The 24,942-nt window shown below is 31.6% G+C and carries 22 protein-coding genes and 1 riboswitch; of the genes, 19 read left to right on the top strand and 3 right to left on the bottom strand.

The genetic code is table 11. The features are described 5' to 3' along the window. Nucleotides 1-232: 232 nt before the first annotated feature. The 6 genes from nifS to cysK all read left to right on the top strand — a co-directional run bounded on the left by nifS (nt 233) and on the right by cysK (nt 6,296). Nucleotides 233-1,414: a cysteine desulfurase NifS gene (gene nifS / locus DWX29_RS08960; RefSeq protein WP_118565688.1), complete on the top strand. Its 1,182-nt coding sequence runs from the start codon at nt 233-235 to the stop codon at nt 1,412-1,414. A gap of 31 nt (nt 1,415-1,445) precedes the next feature. Then, nucleotides 1,446-1,883 carry a Fe-S cluster assembly scaffold protein NifU gene (gene nifU / locus DWX29_RS08955; protein ID WP_118565687.1) on the top strand — a complete coding sequence of 146 codons (438 nt, stop codon included), beginning with the start codon at nt 1,446-1,448 and terminating at the stop codon, nt 1,881-1,883. A gap of 213 nt (nt 1,884-2,096) precedes the next feature. Further along, nucleotides 2,097-3,170, top strand: a complete 1,074-nt coding sequence (gene mnmA / locus DWX29_RS08950) for a tRNA 2-thiouridine(34) synthase MnmA (protein WP_118565686.1) — start codon at nt 2,097-2,099, stop codon at nt 3,168-3,170. A 30-nt stretch (nt 3,171-3,200) separates the two neighbouring features. Continuing rightward, on the top strand, nt 3,201-3,425 hold the full coding sequence (locus DWX29_RS08945; RefSeq protein WP_022088439.1) for a hypothetical protein: 225 nt from the start codon (nt 3,201-3,203) through the stop codon (nt 3,423-3,425). A gap of 403 nt (nt 3,426-3,828) precedes the next feature. Continuing rightward, entirely contained in the window at nt 3,829-5,136 is a 1,308-nt protein-coding gene (locus tag DWX29_RS08940) for an O-acetylhomoserine aminocarboxypropyltransferase/cysteine synthase family protein (protein ID WP_118565685.1), read from the top strand. Between the two features lie 230 nt (nt 5,137-5,366). Beyond that, a complete protein-coding gene (cysK, locus tag DWX29_RS08935) occupies nt 5,367-6,296 on the top strand; it encodes a cysteine synthase A (RefSeq protein WP_118565684.1) in 930 nt (309 codons plus the stop codon). Between the two features lie 127 nt (nt 6,297-6,423). On the opposite strand, the gene DWX29_RS08930 is transcribed toward cysK, so the two are convergent. Further along, nucleotides 6,424-6,876: a hypothetical protein gene (locus DWX29_RS08930; protein WP_118565683.1), complete on the bottom strand. Its 453-nt coding sequence runs from the start codon at nt 6,874-6,876 to the stop codon at nt 6,424-6,426. Nucleotides 6,877-6,963: 87 nt separating this feature from the next. Between DWX29_RS08930 and DWX29_RS08925 the strand changes: the two genes are divergently transcribed. The 5 genes from DWX29_RS08925 (at nt 6,964) to DWX29_RS08905 (ending at nt 12,358) form a co-directional block, all read left to right on the top strand. After that, a complete protein-coding gene (locus DWX29_RS08925) occupies nt 6,964-8,043 on the top strand; it encodes a serine/threonine-protein kinase (protein WP_158574528.1) in 1,080 nt (359 codons plus the stop codon). Nucleotides 8,044-8,410: 367 nt separating this feature from the next. After that, a complete protein-coding gene (locus tag DWX29_RS08920; protein ID WP_118565681.1) occupies nt 8,411-9,007 on the top strand; it encodes a DUF4352 domain-containing protein in 597 nt (198 codons plus the stop codon). Between the two features lie 404 nt (nt 9,008-9,411). After that, on the top strand, nt 9,412-10,824 hold the full coding sequence (gene pyk / locus DWX29_RS08915; RefSeq protein WP_118565680.1) for a pyruvate kinase: 1,413 nt from the start codon (nt 9,412-9,414) through the stop codon (nt 10,822-10,824). Nucleotides 10,825-11,219: 395 nt separating this feature from the next. After that, entirely contained in the window at nt 11,220-11,801 is a 582-nt protein-coding gene (locus tag DWX29_RS08910) for a DUF3793 family protein (protein ID WP_118565679.1), read from the top strand. Between the two features lie 134 nt (nt 11,802-11,935). Next, nucleotides 11,936-12,358, top strand: coding sequence for a flavodoxin (locus tag DWX29_RS08905; RefSeq protein WP_118565678.1), 423 nt, complete (start codon nt 11,936-11,938; stop codon nt 12,356-12,358). A 231-nt stretch (nt 12,359-12,589) separates the two neighbouring features. Here the strand turns inward: DWX29_RS08905 and DWX29_RS08900 are convergent, their stop codons facing one another. After that, on the bottom strand, nt 12,590-13,297 hold the full coding sequence (locus DWX29_RS08900) for a LytTR family DNA-binding domain-containing protein (protein WP_118565677.1): 708 nt from the start codon (nt 13,295-13,297) through the stop codon (nt 12,590-12,592). 89 nt (nt 13,298-13,386) lie between these two features. After that, nucleotides 13,387-14,694, bottom strand: coding sequence for a GHKL domain-containing protein (locus DWX29_RS08895; protein ID WP_022088429.1), 1,308 nt, complete (start codon nt 14,692-14,694; stop codon nt 13,387-13,389). A 326-nt stretch (nt 14,695-15,020) separates the two neighbouring features. On the opposite strand from DWX29_RS08895, the gene DWX29_RS08890 reads away from it, so the two are divergent. The 8 genes from DWX29_RS08890 to DWX29_RS08855 all read left to right on the top strand — a co-directional run bounded on the left by DWX29_RS08890 (nt 15,021) and on the right by DWX29_RS08855 (nt 24,604). Then, the gene (locus DWX29_RS08890) at nt 15,021-15,287 is read left to right on the top strand and encodes a hypothetical protein (RefSeq protein WP_118565675.1); all 267 of its coding nucleotides are present in this window, start codon (nt 15,021-15,023) and stop codon (nt 15,285-15,287) included. Nucleotides 15,288-15,426: 139 nt separating this feature from the next. After that, a complete protein-coding gene (locus tag DWX29_RS08885; RefSeq protein WP_118565674.1) occupies nt 15,427-17,124 on the top strand; it encodes a hypothetical protein in 1,698 nt (565 codons plus the stop codon). Then, entirely contained in the window at nt 17,121-18,434 is a 1,314-nt protein-coding gene (locus DWX29_RS08880) for a hypothetical protein (RefSeq protein WP_118565673.1), read from the top strand. Before DWX29_RS08885 ends, DWX29_RS08880 begins: the two co-directional genes overlap by 4 nt. Next, complete coding sequence (locus DWX29_RS08875; RefSeq protein WP_118565672.1) at nt 18,431-20,554, top strand: hypothetical protein; 2,124 nt, start codon at nt 18,431-18,433, stop codon at nt 20,552-20,554. The genes DWX29_RS08880 and DWX29_RS08875 overlap by 4 nt, the downstream gene beginning before the upstream one ends. A gap of 14 nt (nt 20,555-20,568) precedes the next feature. Further along, entirely contained in the window at nt 20,569-21,435 is an 867-nt protein-coding gene (locus DWX29_RS08870; RefSeq protein ID WP_022088424.1) for an ABC transporter ATP-binding protein, read from the top strand. Nucleotides 21,436-21,668: 233 nt separating this feature from the next. Continuing rightward, complete coding sequence (rpiB, locus tag DWX29_RS08865; RefSeq protein WP_117910758.1) at nt 21,669-22,133, top strand: ribose 5-phosphate isomerase B; 465 nt, start codon at nt 21,669-21,671, stop codon at nt 22,131-22,133. A 184-nt stretch (nt 22,134-22,317) separates the two neighbouring features. After that, a riboswitch (SAM riboswitch) is annotated at nt 22,318-22,414 on the top strand. Nucleotides 22,415-22,528: 114 nt separating this feature from the next. Continuing rightward, on the top strand, nt 22,529-23,716 hold the full coding sequence (gene metK / locus DWX29_RS08860; RefSeq protein ID WP_117910757.1) for a methionine adenosyltransferase: 1,188 nt from the start codon (nt 22,529-22,531) through the stop codon (nt 23,714-23,716). A gap of 186 nt (nt 23,717-23,902) precedes the next feature. Then, nucleotides 23,903-24,604 (top strand): FadR/GntR family transcriptional regulator, encoded by a 702-nt coding sequence (locus DWX29_RS08855; protein ID WP_022088421.1) that lies wholly within the window; start codon nt 23,903-23,905, stop codon nt 24,602-24,604. The last annotated feature ends 338 nt before the right edge of the window (nt 24,605-24,942 follow it).

The following is a 24,942-nucleotide window of genomic DNA, read 5'->3' as shown; positions in this document are numbered from 1 at the left end:
TAAGAAAAAGCAATATTGAGAATAAAATATATTTCGTGAGATATTCAATTCTAACAATTGCTGCAAACACGCTTTGAAACCAAAATTTATATACCTATGCCAGGTATTACAAATCATACCTTGACAATAGGAATTAACGTGTTATAATGCATAGTGTAAATCATATCAATTTACTAGGAATATATACAATAAAACAATAGATTTAAGTTTGTGGAAAGGTAAGGTATCTGTTATGAACAAGACCATATACATGGATAATGCAGCAACTACAAGAGTGTTGCCTGAAGTATTTGAAGAAATGAAACCATATTTTTTGGTACAGTATGGAAATCCATCTTCTGTGTATTCATTTGTAAATGACGCTAAGAAGGTTGTAGATCAGGCAAGAGTTACAATTTCTGATTTTATAAATGCAAAACCGCAGGAAATTTATTTTACTGCAGGTGGAAGTGAATCTGACAACTGGGCATTAAAAGCAACAGCAGAAGCTTATGCGAATAAAGGAAAACATATTATTACATCGAAGATTGAGCATCATGCAATTCTTCATACATGTGAATATCTTGAAAGAAGAGGGTTTGAAGTAACATATCTTGATGTAGATGAAAATGGTATTGTTGATTTAGAGCAGTTAAAGGCATCAATCAGACCGGACACTATTTTAATATCAATTATGACAGCAAATAATGAAATTGGTACAATCGAACCAATAAAAGAAATTGGTGCAATTGCAAAAGAACACGGAATTTTATTCCATACAGATGCTGTACAGGCTTACGGACATATTGCAATTGATGTAGATGAAGCAAATATTGATATGCTAAGTGTTAGTGGTCACAAATTTAATGGCCCTAAAGGAATAGGATTTTTATACATCAGAACAGGTGTAAAGATCGGTTCATTTATTCATGGCGGAGCTCAGGAAAGAAAGAGAAGAGCCGGAACACTAAATGTACCTGGAATTGTCGGAATAAAGAAAGCAACTGAAATTGCAAGAGACACACTTAAAGAAAGAAGTGAGTACGAAACAAAATTAAGAGATTATGCAATTGATAGAATTTTAAATGAAATTCCATTTACAAGATTAAACGGAGACAGAAAAAAACGTCTTCCTAATAATATGAATTTCTGTTTCAGATTCATAGAAGGTGAATCAATGTTAATATTATTAGACCAAAAGGGCGTATGTGCATCAAGTGGTTCAGCCTGCACATCAGGTTCATTAGACCCTTCACATGTATTGCTTGCTATTGGTCTTCCACACGAAATTGCACATGGTTCAATCAGACTTACAATTAGTGAGGAAAACACAAAAGAAGAAATAGATTTTGTAATTGATAATTTGAAACAGATTATAGAAAGATTAAGAGCAATGTCACCATTGTATGCAGATTACGTAGCAAAACATAAATAATATTTTAAATTTCAAAGAAGGAGGATAAACTATGTACAGTGAAAAAGTTATGGATCATTTTATGAATCCAAGAAACGTCGGCGAAATAGAAAACGCAAGTGGTGTTGGTACAGTTGGAAATGCTAAATGTGGCGATATTATGAGAATGTATTTAGATATTGATGATAATGGAATAATTCATGATGTTAAGTTTAAGACATTTGGATGTGGAGCAGCAGTTGCAACTAGTAGTATGGCAACTGAGCTTGTAAAAGGAAAAACAATACAGCAGGCTTTGGAGGTAACAAACAAAGCAGTTATGGAAGCATTAGACGGACTTCCACCTGTAAAAGTACATTGTTCATTGTTAGCAGAAGAGGCAATTCACGCAGCATTATGGGATTATGCAGAAAAGCATAATATTAAGATTGAAGGTCTTGAAAAGCCGGTTAATGACATTAGTGAAAAAGAAGAGGAAGAAGAATATTAAACTACAAAAATTGAAATAGGACCCTGGGATTTATAAAAGTGAGAGGTTTTTGTAAATTATAATTGTTAAAAGATGTTAACTTTATAGTTTGCTTCACTAACCTCTCGCTTTTTTTCATTTATAATGATAAAATGATGTGGATATAAAAAGTATATCTAAAAAAGAAAAATAAAATTTTTGTAATTTTAAAATGAAAGGAACGATAAGAGTTTTATGGCAGAAAAAGTAGTCGTTGGTATGTCTGGCGGTGTTGATTCATCGGTGGCAGCATATTTGCTTAAAGAGCAGGGATATGATGTTATGGGAGCAACAATGCAGATATGGCAGGATGAAGATAATATAACAATGGAACATGAAGGTGGATGTTGTGGCTGGTCAGCAGTTGATGATGCAAGAAGGGTAGCTTTCAGACTTGATATTCCATATTATGTAATGAATTTTAAAACTGATTTTAAAAAGTATGTTATAGATTATTTTGTAGATGAATATTTGCATGGAAGAACACCAAATCCATGTATTGCCTGCAACCGTTATGTAAAGTGGGAGTCGCTTTTAAAGCGCTCCATGGAAATAGGGGCAGATTATATCGCAACAGGTCATTATGCAAGAATTATAAAATTGGAAAATGGCAGATATACAATCAGAAATTCAGTAACAGTCGAAAAAGACCAGACATATGCTTTATACAATTTAACTCAAGAACAGTTAGCTCATACGTTAATGCCTGTAGGAGAATACACAAAAGATGAAATTAGAAAAATAGCAGAGAAGGTTGGTTTGGAAGTGGCAAGCAAACCTGACAGCCAGGATATTTGCTTTGTGCCGGACCATGATTATGCTTCATTTATAGAAGAGGAGTCAGATATTAAATGTATGCCCGGGAATTTTATATTAGAAGATGGCGAAGTTGTAGGTAAACATAAAGGAATAACGCATTACACGATAGGGCAGCGAAAAGGATTAGGTGTAACATTTGGTAAGCCGATGTTTGTAAAAGAAATCAAAGCGGACACAAACGAAATCGTTTTATGTGAAAATGATGCATTATTTACAAAAGAAGTGATTGTGGAGAATGTAAATTATATGGCAGTTGAATCAATTAATGAACCGGTGAGACTTGTAGGAAAAATTCGATACTCTCATAAAGGAGCACCATGTGTTGTTGAAGCAATAGATCAAAATACAATTAAATGCACATTTGACGAGCCGCAAAGAGCTGTAACGCCGGGACAGGCAGCAGTATTTTACATGGATGATTATGTGTATTGCGGTGGAGTAATTAAGTAAAGTGAAAGATTTTATTTGGAGGAAAAAAATATGGCAAGCGAAAAAGATATTGAAAATATTATTAATATGTTAGATGGAAAAGTAGCAGCAGGGACAAGCAGAATTAATTTAAATGTATCTGATGGCGTAAAAGACGGTGAAGTAAGAGAAGTTCATCATCATGGCCGTTGTGATGTTGGAAGCGCATGGGCAAAAGGAACAGTAAAGAATCCTGAATGTGTAGACATTCCAAATACAGATGCAATTGATGAGTAAGCGATAGTGGAATATTACGGAAACATAGTGCGTATCGCAGAGTTATCCGTAAAAATTTATAGCAAAATGAATAAAATTTAAAATGAAAAAGTATAATTACGGATGATTTTCAAAATTTGAGAGTCATCCGTAATTAATTTTATATAAAAAGAATTTAAAAAAAACCTTAATTCCTATTGACATACTATGAAAAGTAGGATATTATAGCATCAGTTGATAAATCATAGCGTTCTACTATGAAAACTATGAAATTGAAAGCGAGGATAAAACATGGTAAGTTTTGTACAAGGAACATACTATATTCCAAAAGATGATCGAATGTGCTGTTGTTATTAAGTAGAGAAAATTATTTGGGAAGTAGTATACATAATTAATACTTGAGGAAAGATAAGGAGTAAACATTATGGCAAAGAAAACAAGAGCAGAAAGAAATTTAAAATTTGAAACATTACAGTTACACGTAGGACAGGAAAATCCGGATCCGGTTACAGATGCAAGAGCAGTTCCAATTTATCAGACATCATCATATGTATTTAAAAATTGCGACCATGCAGCGGCAAGATTTGGATTAACAGATGCAGGAAATATTTACGGAAGACTTACAAATCCTACAGAAGATGTTTTTGAACAGAGGATTGCAGCACTTGAAGGTGGTGTAGCAGCATTAGCAGTTGCATCAGGTTCAGCAGCAATTTCATATACAATTGAAAACCTTGCACAGAACGGTGACCACATCGTTGCAGCAAAGAATATTTATGGTGGTACATACAACCTTTTAGCACACACACTTCCATCATACGGAATTACAACAACATTTGTTGATCCATTTAATTATGAAGAAATTGAATCAGCAATTAAGGAAAATACAAAAGCTGTATTTATTGAAACACTTGGAAATCCAAATTCAGACGTAGTAGATATTGAAAAGATTGCAAATATTGCACATGCACATAAGATTCCATTAGTAATCGATAATACATTTGCAACACCATATCTTGTAAGACCAATTGAATATGGTGCAGACATCGTTGTTCATTCAGCAACAAAATTCATCGGCGGACATGGAACAACAATCGGTGGTGTAATCGTTGATAGCGGTAAATTTGATTGGGAAGCATCAGGAAAGTTTGCTTCATTAGTTGAACCAAATCCAAGTTATCATGGTGTAAGCTTTACAAAGGCAGTAGGACCTGCAGCATTTGTAACAAAAATCAGAGCTATTTTACTTCGTGATACAGGTGCAACAATTTCACCATTTCATGCATTTATTTTCTTACAGGGATTAGAAACATTATCACTTAGAGTTGAAAGACATGTTCAGAATGCATTAAAGGTTGTAGAATATTTGAATAATCATCCACAGGTTGAAAATGTAAATCATCCATCAGTATCAAAGGACCCTGAACAGCAGGCACTTTACAAGAAATACTTCCCTAATGGTGGTGGCTCAATCTTTACATTTGAAATTAAAGGTGATGCACAGAAGGCAAAAGATTTCATTGATAATCTTGAATTATTCTCATTGTTGGCAAATGTAGCAGATGTTAAATCATTAGTTATTCATCCTGCATCAACAACTCATTCACAAATGACAGAAGAAGAACTTTTGGGTTCAGGAATCAAACCAAACACAATCAGATTATCAATCGGTACAGAAAATATCGATGATATTATTGAAGATTTAGAAGAAGCATTTAAAGCAGTGAAATAATGATACCCACGATATGCGAATATTGGGTAGGATTGTGGGAGTGCGTAGCACGGAACAATCCGGAGGCATCAAAGTTGGAGAATTTTGATACCAATATATATAATATAATATATGAATTGAAAAATATTGTAGTATAATAAAATTTGTAATAAAAATAAAACGGAACCCGCAAAACCCGCATTAAGCGTAAAAAGACAACGGAACCCGCAAGAAAAGAAAGAAGGATTATTATGGGAAAGATATATAAGGGAACTTTAGAATTAGTTGGAAATACACCATTAGTTGAATTTACACAGATTGAAGAAACTGAAGGTGTTGAAGCAAAGATTTTGGCAAAACTTGAATACTTCAATCCGGCAGGAAGCGTAAAGGATAGAATTGCAAAAGAAATGATTGAAGACGCTGAACGTACAGGAAAATTAAAACCAGGTTCAACAATTATTGAACCAACATCAGGTAATACAGGTATCGGCTTAGCTGCAATTGCAACAACTAAAGGATATAAGAGCATTATCGTAATGCCTGAGACAATGAGTATTGAAAGACGTAACATTATTAAAGCATATGGAGCTGAGATTGTTCTTACAGATGGCGCTAAGGGAATGAAAGGTGCTATAGCTAAGGCAAATGAATTAGCAGAAGAAATCGAAAACAGCTTTATTCCGGCACAGTTTGAAAATCAGGCTAACCCTGAAGCACATAGAAAAACAACAGGACCTGAAATCTGGGAAGATACAGATGGAAACGTAGATGTATTTGTTGCAGGTGTAGGTACAGGTGGAACAATTACAGGTGTAGGCGAATATTTAAAGAAACAGAACCCTAACGTTAAGATAGTAGCTGTAGAACCGGAAACATCACCTGTTTTATCTAAAGGTGAATCAGGACCACATAAGATTCAGGGTATTGGAGCAGGATTTGTACCAAATACATTGAATACAAAAGTATATGATGAAATTATTGCAGTACCAAATGAAGTTGCATTTGAATATGGAAAGAAAATTGCAGCTAAAGAAGGTGTATTAGTAGGTATTTCATCAGGAGCAGCACTTTATGCAGCAGTTCAGGTAGCAAAACGTCCTGAATACAAAGGAAAGAATGTTGTAGTTCTATTACCTGATAGTGGTGATAGATACTATTCAACTCCATTATTCCAGTAGGAATTATGTATATATAATAACAACACAAAGACTCTCAGCCGTAACAGGTTGGGAGTCTTGTGTATTATATTGCTTTCTGCGCTATTTATCAGGTCTTGAGTAAAGTTTAGAACCGTTTCTGTAACTATTATTTTATAGGTTCAAAATTCTCTTCAAACAATAATTCATTTGTTTCCATGATTGAGTAATTATTATTGATGGAAAAAATAATTATAGAATCTCTTGCATCCTTTGCATATAAGATTTTTTGTTTGCCAATAGTAAGAGCACGCTGCGTTTCAGTAAGATTCAGACCTATTCCAATGCAAAGTGCGATTAGTTTTTCACGTCCGATAACCTTTTGACCTTTAAAAATTTCATAACCATAAGTTCTATCGAGATTTGAATTCTTAATTGCCTGGCTTTTAGAAATCCCTTTCTCAGTAAGTTTATTTCCCAAATATTCGTCAAGGCTCAGTTCTTCATCTAAATTTGATGAAATATATGATTTTAAATCATTTTGATTGTTAGCAGATTTTAATATCTTTAAAAGATCATCAGTAGGTTTTTCCGATAAATTCTTTATGTCTGATTTTTTCAAATTAAAACGTCCTTTCTTTTACGATAATCAAAAATAGTGTATAATCTTAACTACATCAGTTTATTAAAAATGCAAGAGGAAATCAATATGACTAACAGAGAAAAATATATTTTGTCAATTTACGAAGAACTGTCCGATATGGGAAAACATGAAAATGTGAAATTAGTAAAAAATACTGTAAACGATGGAATATACATTAAAAAGACTTTGAAAAATTATAATATAGAAATATATAAAATTTTGAAAAACAGGCAAATCAAAGGAATTCCAAAAGTATATGAAATTATAGAAGATGAGAAAGAACTTATTATTATAGAAGAATATATACATGGACTGACTTTGGACAAAAAATATAATAAAACTGATGTGGAAACAGTAAAAAAAATCATGGAACAGTTGTGTAATATTTTAAAACAGTTACATAATATGAATCCGCCTATTATTCACAGAGACATAAAACCAACAAATATTATGGTTTCAAATGATGATGTCGTATATCTTGTAGATTTTAACATTTCAAGGGAATATGACGAAAATCAAAGTGTTGATACAGTAATAATGGGAACACAAGGATATGCATCACCTGAACAGTGTGGTTTTGCACAGACGGATTGCAGGTCAGATATTTATTCGATAGGAATGCTAATGAAAAATATACTTATGGTTGATGAGTATCCTGATAAAGAAACAAAGAAACTTAAAAGAATAATAGATAAATGTATATCTATAGATCCTGAAAAAAGGTATAAAAATATAGAAAAGTTAGAGCAGGCATTAAATAATAAATTGGGCGAAAGAATTAGTCTTCAGTGTAATGAAACTGATGAAAAAATAAAACAGTCATTTTTACCACCTGGATTTAGAGGCGGAAAGATTGCTAATATGTTAATTGCATTGGCAGGATATGCAAGTATGATTAGTCTTGCAATGGCGATGGAGTCAAGTAGTTCTAATCCGGTTGTTAAGACAAAAGAAGATATAGTGTTCAGGATAATTATGCTGATAACAGAATTAGTTACAGTAGCAATTTACTTTAATTGGAGAGGAATAAGAGACAGACTTCCGATTGTAAAAGAAAAAAATATGTTGATAAGATTGATTGGATTTGCAATTTATCCGGTTACAATTCTCGTATTATTAATAGTTGTTGCATTGATAATTATATAAATTGTAAGTTATAAATGTAAGGTCACTTTAAGCTTAGTTTTGTTTGCTTAGTTTGCAAATTGCAATTAAATATACATATAAAACTATCCACGAAATTTAATAAATTAATGCAAATTTACAATTTAATAATTGTATGCTGACAGCATACCAAATATTTCCACAAATCTTATAAAATAGTTGTAAATTAGACACGGATTTGCAAAAAAATTGATTTCAGAAACTTAAAGTAGTCATAAGTTTATTGATTATATTTTCAGTATTTACGAAATAAATTTTGATTTCAAAAATTAATCCGGTTAAATATAACATTTTAGAAGGAGGAGAGTATAGGTGTGTTTAAATTTAAATACATCATACCAGGAAAATTATGGCAGGCGAGAAAAAGAAGAAAAAATGGTGGATAGCAGCGATAGTGATTGTAGTACTTATAATTGTAGCAGCAGGGGGAAACTCAGAAGATTCAGATAAATCAGGAACTGATTCAAATCCTAAAAAAGTGTCGCAGACAGATGACAAAAAAGATTCTAATGATGAAAATAAAGGCGATGCTGATTCTAAAAATGATAAACAGGAAGAGTCAGTACAGACTGAGTTTGCAAAAGGTGATGTAGTTGAAACTAAAAGTTTGAAAGTCTCTTTTTTGGATTGTGGTGAATTTACTGATTATAGTGAATATTCAGAACCGGCAAAGGGAAACAAAATAATATATGCTACATTTGAATTTGAAAATATATCAGATGATAATGAATACATTTCTACAGGTGATTTTTCGTGTTATGCAGATGGATATGATTGCAAATCATATTATGATTTTGATCAGGAAAGTTTAGATGCAACTCTTTCAAAGGGAAGAAAAACAAAAGGAAAGATATTTTTTGAAGTACCTAAAGATGCAAAAGAAATAAAGATAGAATATGATATAAATTTCCTTACATCTGATAAGATAATTTTTGTATATCAGTAAGTGAAATAAAAATGCAAATACGGATAATATAAAAAATTGAGAGCAAAATAAACAATAGATTGCATATCAGTTGAATATATCTCGACAATAAAATATTTGCAAAAACATAAAGTCCTTTAAGTTAAGGTGATTTGCTTAGAAAATGGATATTTTTTCTAAAATGGCACAACCTATACTTAAAGGATTTTTTCCTTTTTAGTTTTAAAAATAAAGTATTTGATGCTAAAAAGTGTATTTTTCTTTTAAATAGGAAAAAACAGTTGAAATAAATAAAGGATATTTGTATTATAAATGGGGTTAGATAGAATGTATTTGGTATGATATTTCAAATATAGTTTCACAAATATCTATCCTTGGTTTAGAAGATTCAGATTAAGTAAATTAAGCGTATAAGGAGAATAATAATGCGTAAAACAAAGATTGTATGTACAATAGGACCGGCATCTACAGACGAGAAAATCATTACAGATATGTGTAAAGCAGGAATGAACGTTGCGCGTCTCAATTTTTCACATGGCACACACGAAGAACAGCAGAAAAAAATTGATATAATTAAAAAAGTTAGAACAAAATTAAATCTTCCTATAGCGGTTATGTTAGATACAAAGGGACCAGAATATAGAATTAGAACATTTAAAGACGGAAAGATTGAATTAAAGGCTGGAGCCCCATTTACTTTTACAACTGATGAAGTAGAAGGCGACCAGACAATAGTCTCTGTATCTTATAAGAATTTGAACAAGGATTTAAATGTAGGGGACAGAATTTTATTAAATAATGGTTTAATGGAATTTGTCGTAAAAGAAATTAAGGGAAACAACATTATCACAGAAGTTACAGTAGGTGGTGTTTTATCAGACAGAAAGAGCATGAGCTTCCCTAATAAAGTATTAAAACAGAAATATTTGAGTGAACAGGATAAGCAGGATATATTATTTGGTATTAAAAATGAAGTTGCTTATATTGCATGCTCATTTGTATCACAGAAGCAGGATTTATTAGATGTAAAGCAGTTTTTGAAAGAAAATGACGGTGAAGATATCGACCTCATTGCAAAGATTGAAAATCAGGCAGGTGTAGATAATATTGAAGAAATTTGCGAAGCCTGTGAAGGCATTATGATTGGCCGTGGTGACATGGGTGTTGAAATTGCATACGAAGAGCTTCCGGCAATTCAGAAGCATTTGATTACTAAGTGTCGTATGCTTGGTAAACGAGTTATTACAGCAACAGAAATGTTAGAGTCAATGATTACAAATATCAGACCTACAAGAGCTGAAATATCAGACGTTGCTAATGCTGTTTACGATGGAACAAGTGCAATTATGTTATCAGGAGAAACTGCAGCAGGAAAATATCCGGTAAAAGCTGTAGAAGTAATGGCTAAGATTGCTGAAAGAACAGAACAGAGTATCCATTATGATAAAAGATTTAGAAATTTTGATTTCCAGATTAGAAATGAAATAGATGCTATTTCACATGCAACATGTGGTATGGCCATTGATATTAAGGCAAAAGGAATTGCTGTATGTACATTATCAGGTATGACAGCAAGAATGATTTCAAGATTCCGTTCACCGGTTGATATTGTAGGTCTTACAACAAGTGAAAAGACATGGAGAAAATTAGCTTTATCATGGGGTGTAACACCTATTATGGTAGAAGAATTTGATTCTACAGAAGTTTTATTCTACACAGCTAAGAAAACAGCTAAAGAAGTACTTGGCTTAGAAAAAGATGACAGAATCGTAATTACAGGTGGATATACAAATGGCACATCAGGTAATACAAACTTAATTAAAGTGGAAAGAATTTAATTAGCTGATTTTGAAAGATGAATAATTAGAAAAATTTAAATTAAAGAGGAACTGCAAATAATTGTGAATGCTTTTATTTGCAGTTCTTTTTTAGACATTGCATTGTATGTTTAATTAGATTAATTGTTACTAAAAAGAGTATTTCTATAAATTTATATTGACAAACAAAAGAATGTAAAGTATATTGTAGTTAGTTAAGACTAACGCAAAGTTTTAACAACTAACTGCACCTATAAAATCGGGCATAATGCAACACGAAAGTGTTTAGGTCATAAGTAAGTTTCTACCTCCAATGAAACACGACTTATGACTGATAAAGCCCGTAATTTTTTTGACCTACAGGTTAGCTACAACTAACTAAAGGCAGGAATTAAAATGTTTGGGAGGTAGGCAATATGTTTGAACAGGAGTTAATAGAGCATTGTTCTCCAACGTTAGCGTCTATTAAGGCAGCAAGCCTATTTACATATACATATAAATCACTAAAAGAGCTTCATGTAAGAGTGACTTATTGGAATTCAAAAATGAAGAGAAAAGGTATTACATTTGACATTTTGTCAGAAAACGTGGGAGTGAATAAAGCCCTTATATATGTTTACAGAAGGGCAGATTTGGAAAAAATATTAAACAGGGATGAAATAAGTAAATTCTTATTAAAGCAGGGATATTTGATTGATGACAATGAAATTGACGGAGAAGTTAATTGCGAAAAAATAATACTCCAGTTAAAGAAGAAATTTGAAAAGTTAAATCAGTTTCCACATGAGATAGGAATATTTTTAGGATATCCAATAGGTGATGTAAAAGGCTTTATTGAAAATCATGGGTGCAATTGCAAATGTACAGGTTATTGGAAAGTATATTGCAATGAAGAAGAGGCAACAAAGACATTTCGTAAATATAAAAAATGCAGAGATATTTATATGAATCTTTGGATTAGCGGGCGTAGTGTTATGCAATTAACAGTTGCAGCTTAAATGAATATAAGTAGGCAGGTTAGTTATAACACGTAGCACATAATAATTGGTCAGTTAAATACTGATAATAGCATCATATAATAAAAAACTTATGAATAATCATAAGTAAATATAAATAAGGAGGATTTTAACAAATGAGTAAAATCGCAGTAGTATTTTGGACTGGAACAGGTAACACATCAACGATGGCAACAGCTGTAGTTGAAGGAATAAAAGAAGCAGGTGCTGAAGCTGAATTAATTTCAGCAGCAGATTTTGGCGCAGCAAAAGTAAAAGAGTTTGATGGAATTGCATTTGGATGCCCTGCTATGGGAGACGAAGTTTTGGAAGAAAGCGAATTTGCACCAATGTTTGATGAGTGCAAACCTGAATTACCGGGAAAGAAAGTAGCATTATTTGGCTCATACGGTTGGGGAACAGGCGAATGGATGGAAAATTGGGAAGCTGACTGTGCAGCATCAGGAATTAAACTTGCAACAGATAGTGTAATTGCTAATGAAATGCCTGATGAAGAAGCCCTTGCAGCATGTAAAGCTCTTGGAGCAGCATTAGTATAATTTAAAAAGCAAAATTATATACAAAAAATAATTTTAAATGTAAATTAGCCTAAGAAAGCAATTCGCATGATAATTTGATAGCTACTCCTAAAAATGGAGAATAGTAAAGCAAAATCATAATAAATTCTACTAACATAATAAGAGTGCCGGCAAAGAAAATTTGCCGGCGTTTTGTTTATATATGACAAGTTTATAAAACTATATTTTTGTGTAAAAAAGCGAAACAATAAATTATCGTGTGCTTTCTAAATATAGCATGTATGCATCTTTAAACTGTGTGTATTTTCTTTTTGTTAAATAAGCACGTATTTTATTGCCATACAAATATATTAGTGAATGATCAAAGTTAGAAACGTATCTTAAATTAACAATAAAACTTCTATGTGAAGTAAAAAAACATGGCATATTTAAAGTATCTGTCCAATAGTGCATGTTATGTATAGAGTCGTAATCTCCAGTGGTAGTATGAATAGTTATTTTTCTTCCCTGTGCTTCGATACAAACAATGTCGGATGTTAATACTGTAAATACTTCAGTTTTCGTTTCTATTGGAATTTTTGTAACGGAAGAAGTGTATAAGTTTATTGCGTCTTTCATATTTCTAAAAATTCTTTGCTTATCCAGAGGCTTTGAAAGATATCGGAATACATGAAAACGCATTGCATCATCTAAATATTGGGAATAAGAAGTTACAATAAATATAATGGTATTTGAATTTGTTTTTTTTAGCTCATTGCCAACGTAGATACCACTTACATCAGGTAATTCTATGTCTAAAAAGACAATATCTTTTTCACTGGAATCTAAAAGTAAATCAGTACCATTATTATAAATCGTAATCTCAGGTATATTTAAAGAACTTGTGCTAAAAAAGCATTGTAAAATCTCTTTGAGTTGCATAGACATTTCTAAGTCATCATCACAAATTAAAATTCGCATTGTAAATTCCCCTTCTTATAAATTTGAATGTTGTTAATAGTTATACAATAGGAATTAAATATAATTCAATAATTTTATATTCTTATGTGTTAGCAGTCTTCCATAGTTATGACTGTATGAAAGGTCATTTTTTTATTGTTAAAATACATTTTTATATTTCCGTTATATTTATTAATAATTCGTTCTACACTTTTTAATCCAAAGCCATGCTTTAATTTGTTATTTTTGTTTGAAATAGGCATTCCGGATTTATTAAAAGTCGGAATAGTATTACAGGTGTTAACGATATTAATTATAGTTATATGATTAATTTCATTTGAAGTGATGCTTAAATCAATATAGGAATCCTGAATATTAATACATGCTTCTATGGCGTTGTCTAACAGATTGCAAAACAAAGCTGTAAGCTCAGAATAGTCCAAATGTTGGAGCATTTTTTTTCGAACATCAACTTTTAAGTTAATATTTTTGTTTTTACATAATTGTATATAGTGACATATAATGTAATTTAACAATTCGTTATCAGAAATGTGAACCGAAGTCTGCAAATCAGATGAATTTAAAATAGTATCAAGATATTGCCGAATCTTATCCTGCTCATTTTGTTCATTTAAGTTTGCAATGGACATAAAATGCTTTCGAATATCGTGAATCAGGATTTTCTGACTTTCATCTTGTTTGAATAAAGTTTTGTAGTATTCTGCCATATCATATTCTTTTTGTAATTGAATTTGAAGGTTTATAAGTTCATGAGATTTTTGCTGTGTATAATAGTAAATATACATAACCAATATATTTATAACAAATAACAAAATTGCACAGGATGATAATAAAGGCTTAAAACCTGATGGTACTTTTGTACTTAAAATCCCAGCAGTCATTATTAAAATAATATAAAGTGAAATTAGAGGTATTATATTAAGCAGGATTGTTGCTCTATTAATATGTCCGTTCTCGCTTATTATACCATGCATTAACGTAATAATAATTCTAATTCCTATATAGTAAAAAATTTTGCTAAAAATGGTAAGAATAACTAGCAATAAAAAATCATAACTGTTATAAAGTACAACGCTATTAAACTGCGAGAATAATCCTGTGATTGTCAGTTCGCTAAGACTCATAAGACAGGCTAAAACCATAGAATGTAGAAGACAAAGGTTCCATTTAAGTTTATAAAATATAATAAAAAAAATAAAATTAATAAGCAGAAAAAAAAGTAAATTAATCCAAACGACTTTTATGAATGCAAGTAAAAACAGAAATCCGTATCCAGTAAACAAACCTATAAACTCTATTTTTTTAGAGTATCTTGAGTGAAATAAATTAGATGAGTATGACCATAATATTAAAGCTTCTATAATATAAATAAATAAATATAGTAATGTTGTTTTCATAATATAACCCCCTTGCATTGCATAATTTATAAATAATTTACAAATAGTATACAATAAAATAAAAAAAAATCAAAATGAAATGACCAAAAACAATAGTTTTTTGTCGTTTCATGCAAAAAATATGGAAAAAGAAAATATATTTAGTTATATTATTTACAATCATTGAAGCTATATAATGTTAGTAAAATATTAATATTGAGTTGACAAAATTACGAAATGAGACAGGAATTAATGAAGAAAAAATTATATGTTTATTAACAGCGACTACACTTTTAGTGTCTAATGTATGTAGTGTTTCAGCTGCGAATGTATGTGGAGAAAGTACAGTGTTTCAAAATAATAAAACTAGGGCATTAGCAACGACATATTGTTCTTATGCAACAGTATCAGATTATAAAGTTATTACGGTGTTACATGCTACAGATTCAGGTCATATATCATATAACGTCAGCAAAACTAAGGCAGGGACTCAAACTGTTCAAAAGTATAAAGATACTGAAAATGGGAAAAAATGGATAAGTGCATCTGGTGAACATTATGTTTATTACAGAAGTGGGCTTAATTGGAGTTATAATAGCGTAGCTCCAAAATAGAATGATAAATGTACATATGGAGGTGTATTGAGCTGATACACCTCTATATACTTAAAATAAAATACCGCAAAACAATTTTATGCAGTATAATGTATTAAAGGGAAGAATAATATTGATATCTTATAACAGGGGGTGCGAGATGAGAAGTAAATGTCTAAAAATATTGCTGTTATCTTCAGCAATAATACTCTCAGGATGTAACAATAATAATACAGAAAACGACAGTGCAAGAGATTTTCTGAATGCAACACAAAAAGAAACAGTAATATCTGCTAAGGAAGAAACTTCATTACAAAATGAGAATGCAGATGAACATATTGAATTGTCTAAGGAATTTCTTGAGGAAAGATATCCGGATAAGACAATTTTAAGCTATATGTATGCTGAACCACAAGTATGGAATGGCAAAACTGAGCATAGATATTCGGATGAACAGATGGTTGCAGTGAATGATTACTTGGTGGAAAATGGTGCGGATTATGTTATTTATTTTATGCCTGTGGCATTAGAAAATATGACATTAGAATATGTACTTGATGTGATTAATGGAGATAATCCACCAGACATAATAACATCGGTAGGATGTAATGATGTAACAGACAATTCAAGTCAGAAAATGGTTTTTAATGGCATATATGAAGATTTGGATAAATACAGCAATACAGATGCATATCAAAAACTCACAAAGGCATATCCGTCAGGATTGTATAATCTAAGTCTTTACAATGGAACATTTTATGGATTTAAGACAAATGTTTTTTCAAGCGAAACAAATTATTACATATACAACAAAGATGTGGCTGATAAATATGGAATTAAAAAAAGTGATGTTGAGGGAAAATCTCTAAGTGATATTATTCCTGTGTTAAATAAATTAAAAGGTTGGGAAAGTGATTATAAATATAGTATTACAACGAGTTATTTGAATCAATATGAATTAAACTTTATAGAACCTAATTTTTATTTTGATAATTATGACAGTGCTCCGGTATTTTGGTTAGAGTGCATAGGTGTAGATGCAAATACTAATGATGACAATGTCATAACGATTACTGATAGCAAAAAAGTAAGAAAAGATTATGAAGCGCTATATGAAATGTATCAGCAGGGATATAGCTGTATTAACGGTATAAAAGACAAAAAATATTACTATAGTACAACAGACATTTTGGGTGATGTGACTGTTAATAGTTTTTTAGAAAGCAGTTGCATGACAACAGCAGGAAAGAAAACAATGGATTTCCATACACGTTGGGATGCCAGTCAGAATATGGAGGCTGTACCTATGATAAAAAGATATACAACAGATATCGGAGGATGGTCAACGATTAATGGAGTATGTAGTAAATCTAATAACAAAGAGAAAGCTCTAGAAGCAATGGCTACAATATGTAGTGATAAGATGCTGTCAGAAATAATGGTGAATGGAACAGAGTCTGCCGGATATGAAGTTAAGAATTATACTCCAATAAGCAATGATTTGTATACATCAGATGGAGCAGGTAATATGGCGAATCAGTATCTTATAAATGATACAGATGATACGGACCGACAATTGGCAAAAGAATCTATGAAAGATGCAAAAATAGATATAGGCATAGAAGGTTACTATTTTGATTTATCAGCTTATAAAGAGAAAGTAGTAGCAATTCGAAAGGTAGAAAGAGAGTTTTTGGGAGAAGTTAATGATGTTTCGAAGTTATTTAGCGATGATTATGGAAGTTTTGAGGAGGCTTGGAATGATTTTGACAGAAAACTAAAAGAGGCCGGAGCAGATGAAATAGTATCGGAAATAAATAAACAAAGAATAGAAATGAATAAGGGGTTGAGCAAATGAGAAAATACATTTTTTTAATGGTCGGTCTATTGTCGTTATTTATAACAGGCTGTGGAAATGAGAAGGCACAGACAAATGAAAATGTTAGTACGGTGGAAGTGATAAAACCAGATGCATCTTATGGAGAGGATATGGTAACACTTTCAGGATATGATTTTAGTACGGGATATTCGTGCATTAAAGTTTATAATCCAAAGACGAATACGACTGTTGTTGCGTGCGGACTTGCAAATTGTAATCATGAATATGTTGCCGGGGAAGAAATTACTTGTAATGCAATAATGGAGGGAAAAGTGGTATATCCATTCATATATGAAAATGACCTTTATTATTTTTTAGATGTAGGTGGAACTACACTTTACAAAAGTAATGTTGATGGAAGTAATAAAAAGAAAATTGCAACTTTAGATTTTTCTACAGATGATCAGGAAGCTTTGTTTATTGACGGTAAAATCTATCTTACAAGTTATTCTAGTGAAGATGGTGAGGCCGATGATGATGGAATGGTCATGGTTGCTTCTGAGACATCGGAATTATATGAAGTCGATATAAAAACAGGGGAACAGAAAAGATTGACTGACTTTGGAAACAAAGCTAACATATCATGTTTTTCAAAGGCGAAGAGTGGAAACAGGATATATCTTGGAATTAGATATCAGAATAAAAATGTATATGATTCCGAGTTCAAAACATGGAGTAAATATACAGAATGGCTTACTTCATGTGCTAACCCTTATGCAGAAGAAATAGAAAAATTTGACGAACATAGTGATTATTATTGTGTAGATATAAAAAATGGTGATGTTGAAAAAATGGATTTCAATTATAACATGACCTATGAAGGAATGGAGGATGTAAAGGGATTTTATGATTTTTATTTAATAGGAATTAATAAAAATTATTATTACTATTTAACGTGCTATGGTGAACAATTCACTTTATATGAATATGATAAGAAGAAAGGCACAAGTAAGGAATTGGATAATGCATATCGTATGTCATATTCATATGTAAATAATAAAATATATATTGTAAAAACACAGTATGATAAAGATAAAGAACTTGGGGCTCCGGATGCAGAAGATAAGAGTATCCCTCCGGAATACAGATGCTATGATACGGACAAACATAAATGGACAGATATAAAGCCTGATTATGATATGGATAAAAAAATATTGGCGTTACAGGCAGCAGGCAATAAATATCTGTATGGGTATTTGAGTGATTTTGTGGATGACGAATCAGATAATAATAGTTCTGTATCGTCATTTTCACAAGGAGAGATGATTGGGTTAAAAATAAAGAAATGATAATAAAAGAATTAAAGAAAATAGTATTCTCTAAAATAATTATAGCGTTATTAATAAGTTTGTGTATAGTTAATGTTCTTTATGAAACGAGGGCAGAAATAGAAACGAAGGAACAGATTGCTGCACAGGATAAGTTACAGAAGAATAAGATTGACAATTACGGTAAATATCTTATTAAGATAAAAGAGGATGGCACAAATATGCAAAGCATTGTATTGTTTTCTAAAAACAATAAATTTCAATTAAGCAATGCTAAAAGAACGGTTAAGGCATATGAAGCCGTAAAAAATGTGAAACCGGTATATGGTAACTATAGGGTGATTGAGAAGATAACAGAATTCGGACTTACGGACATAATACTTTTTGTAATGGTCGTTCAGATTGCACTTATATTAGTAAGTCAGGAAATAAAAAAAGGAATGTTAGATTTATTAAAATCCTGCAGGAACGGACGGTTGAATTTAATTGTGAACAAGATGGTGGCATTATCCATAACGTCAGCAATTGCAATAATAATTGTATATGGAATTAAATTTGTTCAGTTATATATTAAGTATGGACTTAGCGGAATGAATGTACCGATTCAGTCAGTGCGTGGATTTTATGAATTTGCCCTGCCAATGCAGATATGGCAGTATATGATTATATATTTCATGGTTAAATGGATAGCTGTCTGCATTATAGGAATTGTAGTTATAGGAATAATATCGCTTGTAAAAAATGAAACGGTTACTTATGGGATAATTCTTATAAGCACGGCAGTTTCATTACTTATAACTAATAGTATTGAGTGGAATATGAGTACGGCTGTATTTAAAATGTTAAGCCCTGTTACCTTATTAAATACTAAATCGTTTATGGCAAAATACATAAATATAAATATTTTACAACATCCTTTTGAATTGTTTAAGTGGACATTAATAATAATGGCAGTTTATCTGTCGGCATCAATAGTCTTTACAATGTATTCGTTTACAACGAAAAGAGTAATAAAGTTTCCGCATTTAAGAATTGCTAAAGGACAGAAAAACATAGGCATAAAATCAAAAGGAATACTTAGTTATGAGAAAAAGAAAATATTTGCAGTTAATAAAGTTGCTTTCTTTGTAATAATACTTGTTGTGATTCAGGGATATTTTTTGAGCAATGATAATACTAAAATGGATTATCATGATAAATGCTATGCAAATTATATTTCAAAAGTATATGGAGTTCCGGATAAAAAGAGTCAGGAGTATCTTGATACTGAACAGAAAAGATATGATGAGATTCAGGCAGGATATGACGAACTTACGGAAAAATACATAAATGGTGAGGTTGATAATCAGGTATATGTTATGGCAAGTCAGGAATATAATGCACAGATGATGCCATACGATGATTTCCAAAAAGTTCAGGAGAAAAATGATTATCTTAAAGAACTGAAGGAAAAGCAGAATATTGAAGGCTGGTTTACCAATGATTTAGTATTCGGTTACATATTTGGTGATGTAACAATATACGATAAGGATATTAGTTTCCTGATTTTATTTATCATTGCAGTATTTTGTGTAGTGCCAATATTTACTTATGACAGGCAGAAAGAAATGCAGAAACTTTTGGATACTACATATTATGGAAGAAGCAAATTAATTAGAAATAAATATTTAAACGCAATCTTAATTTCGGTTGTTTTATGGTGTATTGAAACTATTCCGTGGCTTGTTATTTTGTTAAAAGCATATAAGCCAAACGGATTTGCGGCACCTGCACAGAGTCTATCACAGTTGCAACATTTTCCATTACATATATCAATTCTTGCAGCTTTGATTTTAATTTATTTGTGTAAATGCATGGGTATAATTTTACTAGGTTTGCTTGTAGTGGGAATATCGGATTTTTTTCCTGATTACATCAAAAATGTAGTAATATCTATGGGAATTATAGTTATGCCGGTTGTGCTATATATGCTGGGAGTTGAATTTATGAATAAGATTATGTTTATTCCGGTAGTAAACATGAGCGATTATTTTACAAAAGCAACTGTAGTGGAATGGATTAATTTAGCAATTATTATAGTAGCAGTTTTTATTATGAATTTTAAAAATCTTAAGAACTATACTAAAAGAAAAATTTTATAGAAAAGGGATAAACTATGATTTTAGAAATAAATAATCTTTCGAAAAAGTATGGTGACAAAAAAGCACTAAATAAATTCTCGTGTAAATTTACAGAAGGAATATATGGTTTATTAGGACCTAATGGTGCAGGTAAATCTACATTTATGAATATTTTAGTAGATGCCATAGACAGAAGCAGTGGAGAAATTTTATATAATGGAAAAGAAACAATAAGCATGGGCAAAGATTATAGAAATCTTATAGGATACATGCCACAGCAACAGGGAGTATATGATAGCTTTACCGTAGCAGAATTTCTTGATTATATTGCAGGATTAAAAGGATTAAAAAAAACAGAGGCAAAAAAACGAATAGAAGAAGTTCTTAAATTTGTTAATTTGTATGATGTTAAAAATAAAAAATTAAAATCCTTTTCAGGGGGCATGAAACAAAGAGCATTAATTGCACAGGCTATATTAAATGACCCAAAGATTCTTATTTTAGATGAGCCAACGGCAGGACTTGACCCAAAGGAGAGAATTAGAATCAGAAATCTGATATCTCAGATTGGGTTTAATAAGATTGTAATTATTGCAACTCATGTTGTTTCAGATATTGAATTTATCGCAAAAGAAGTATTAATTTTAGATAACGGAATACTTAGAAAAAAAGATACTCCTGAAAATCTGTTAAAAGGTATTGAAGATGTTGTATATGAAGCAGAAATCAATGAACAGGATGTAAATTCAATTATGAACAAATATACAGTTACAAGTTTGTCGAAGGAATATGCAAAGATTAGGGTGCGTTTTTTATGTGATGGGATTCCGGATGTGGACAATGCAAAAAAGGCTTCACCAACATTAGAAGATTTATATTTGCATATATTTGGAGACAGATAGACATGTATTTTTAGCAAATATTTGCCAAAATGATTGAAAATAACTGAATATGATGTATTATTAAAAAGGTTTCATTTGAATAAGTAAAGGATTAATAAGTAAGAATCAGCTAATTAGAATTAGACTACAAAATTTTGGTAACAGTCACACAGAATACTTATGATAAAACGTACTTATGGTAGAATAAAACTTATAAATTTAGTAAACATAAAAAGAAAAGGTTGGAACAAATTATGAAGATTGGTTTTGGATGCGATCATGCAGCAGTAGATTTAAAAGATAAGATGATAGCTTATATGAAAGAAAAAGGCTATGAATGTGTAGATTACGGTACTAATTATGATGAAAATGGAGAAATCATTAAGTGCGATTATCCTAAGAAAGGAATGGAAGTCGGCGAAGCAGTTGTTAAAGGTGATGTTGATTATGGTGTTTTAATGTGTGGAACAGGAATCGGTATTTCAATGGCTGCTAATAAAGTTCCGGGCGTTAGAGCAGCAGTATGCAGTGATCCATATTCAGCTAAGCTTACAAAAATGCACAACGATGCCAATATAATTGCATTTGGTGCAAGAGTAGTAGGAGAAGAGTTGGCAAAAATGATTCTTGACGAATTTTTTGGAGCTGAATTTGAAGGCGGCAGACATGAGAACAGAGTAAAGATGATTACAGAAATAGAAGAAAAATATAGCAAATAATATTTGTGAAATAAAGTGGAATAACATTTTATAATGTATATGTAGATACAGGCTAAGAAGTGCAATTTTATATATAGATTATCAAAAAAGATTCATATTTTATATAGCGTTCATAAAATAATGGTTGACGGAAAGAAATGAATGTATTATTCTACTTTTGTTAGTTAAATAAAATGATTAATTTATCTTATTCAGAGTTGGCGGAGATACAAGGATCTGTGATGCCACGGCAACCCCTATATGGAAGGTGCCCACCTGAGCGAGCAATCGATCAATAAGATTTGAAAACCTTGATTTCAAATCCACTGTTTAAAACAGTGGATTTTCTTTTATGAAATTTTGGATAAATCTGCTAAAAGATAAATTAGATAAAGTTTAAGAAAAGGAGAACGATGATGGAGAAGAGATTATTTACATCAGAATCAGTAACTGAAGGACATCCTGATAAAATCTGTGACCAGATTTCAGATGCAATATTGGATGAGTTAATGAGACAGGACCCTATGAGCCGAGTAGCATGTGAAACATCAATTACAACAGGTCTTGTTTTAGTTATGGGTGAAATTACAACGAAAGGTTATGTTGATATTCAGAAAATAGTTAGAGATACAGTAAGAGAGATTGGATACGACAGAGCAAAATATGGCTTTGATGCAGATACATGTGGTGTTATAGTTGCATTAGATGAACAGTCAACAGATATCGCAATGGGTGTTGATAAAGCATTAGAAGCAAAAGAAAACAAGATGAGTGATGAAGAAATTGAAGCAATTGGTGCAGGAGATCAGGGTATGATGTTTGGTTTCGCATCAAATGAAACAGAAGAATTAATGCCACTTCCAATTTCATTAGCTCACAAATTAACAAAACAGCTTACAAAAGTAAGAAAAGATGGAGTGTTAGCATATCTTAGACCGGACGGAAAGAGTCAGGTAACAGTAGAATATGACGAAAATGATAAGCCTGTAAGAATTGAAGCAGTAGTATTATCAACACAGCATGATCCTGATGTTACACAGGAACAGATTCATGAAGACATAAAGAAATATGTATTTGAACCGGTACTTCCTAAGGAAATGTTAGATGAGGATACAAAATATTTTATCAATCCTACAGGACGTTTTGTAATCGGTGGACCACATGGTGACAGCGGACTTACAGGAAGAAAAATCATTGTTGATACTTATGGTGGATATGCACGTCACGGCGGCGGAGCTTTCTCAGGTAAGGACTGCACAAAGGTAGACCGTTCAGCAGCTTATGCAGCAAGATATGTAGCTAAAAATATTGTAGCAGCAGGAATTGCTGAAAAATGCGAAATTCAGTTATCATACGCAATTGGTGTTGCACAGCCAACTTCAATAATGGTTGATACATTTGGAACGGGAAAGATTCATGATGATAAGTTAGTAGATATCATTAGAGAAAACTTTGATTTAAGACCGGCAGGAATTATCAAAATGTTAGATTTGAGAAGACCGATTTACAAGCAGACAGCAGCTTATGGTCACTTTGGACGTACTGATCTTGACCTTCCATGGGAGAGATTAGACAAAGTTGATGTATTAAAGAAATACTTATAGATATGTTAAGATGTTGGGGTCAAAGGCCCCCAACTTGAGGCCTGATAAGGCAAAGGGATTAAATTATATTGAAATAAAAGCATAACTATAATTTAGGTGTTTTTGAACCTGTATATTATATTTTGAATTATAAACCACATGGCCAAAAAACAATATGGCTATGTGGTTTTTTGAATGGAGATTATTATGGGAAAAAATAAAAGATTATCGGATGATGTTGCAGAGACAATAATGTCGATGATAAAAGTTGAAAAAAAATATAATCCCGGTGATAAACTTCCAAATGAACTTCAGTTATCTGAAGAACTTGGAGTAAGTAGAATTACCTTAAGAGAAGCAATACGTATTTTAGTAGCAAGAAATGTATTGGAAATAAAGAGGGGAAAAGGAACATTTATAAGAGAAGATTACACTCCTAAAATGGTAGCAGGTCTTGAAGATACGGCTTCAGCAAAGGTTGATATAGATGACCTTTATGAAATGCGTCTTATATTTGAACCGGAGATAGCGTATTATGCGACCATAAGGGCATCAGATAGAGAACTAGAAAGAATATTTGCCATAGGTAAAGAAATAGAAGAACTGCTTTTAAAAGGCATAGATTATACACATAAAGAAATGATGTTCCACTGCTCCATTGCAAATGCAACTCATAATGAATTTATAAATCAACTAGAGCCTGTACTGCATCAGTCAATTGAAAAAGGTGTTTATTTGTATGAAACAGAGCATATTCCTGTAGAGCAGGTTATATCAGAGCATAGAATGATTATGGAATTTATGAAAAATAGAAATGCAGAAGGTGCCAGAAGTGCAATGCGGGTGCATATCATGCATGCTATTGACCAGTTAGAAATAAATAAAAATCAGGGTAATAACAAGGCTTAACTAAATGATTTAAAACAAAGCAGTACCCATTATTGTAAAAGCGTAAGAAATTGCCGTAAAAATTTGCAAAATAGCATAATAAATTGGGGGGAGAATTTAGATTTACAAGACAGACATAAAAAGTTTGCATAAAAATTTTTATGAAGAAAACAGACAACACTATTGACATAAGACAACGCGAGCGATATAATACAAAACTATAAGAAAAAAATAAACATTTTTATAAATGAGATTAATTAAATAGGAGGCATAAAATATTATGGAAACAGCAAGAATATTTTATCAGGAAGATTGTAACCTTTCATTATTAGATGGAAAGACAATCGCAATCATCGGTT

The sequence above is a fragment of the Eubacterium sp. AF19-12LB genome (assembly GCF_003479125.1).
Classification (GTDB): domain Bacteria; phylum Bacillota; class Clostridia; order Lachnospirales; family Lachnospiraceae; genus Eubacterium_U; species Eubacterium_U album.
The sequence above is the reverse complement of the archived record's forward strand: the minus strand, read 5'-3'. Positions and strand labels throughout refer to the sequence as shown.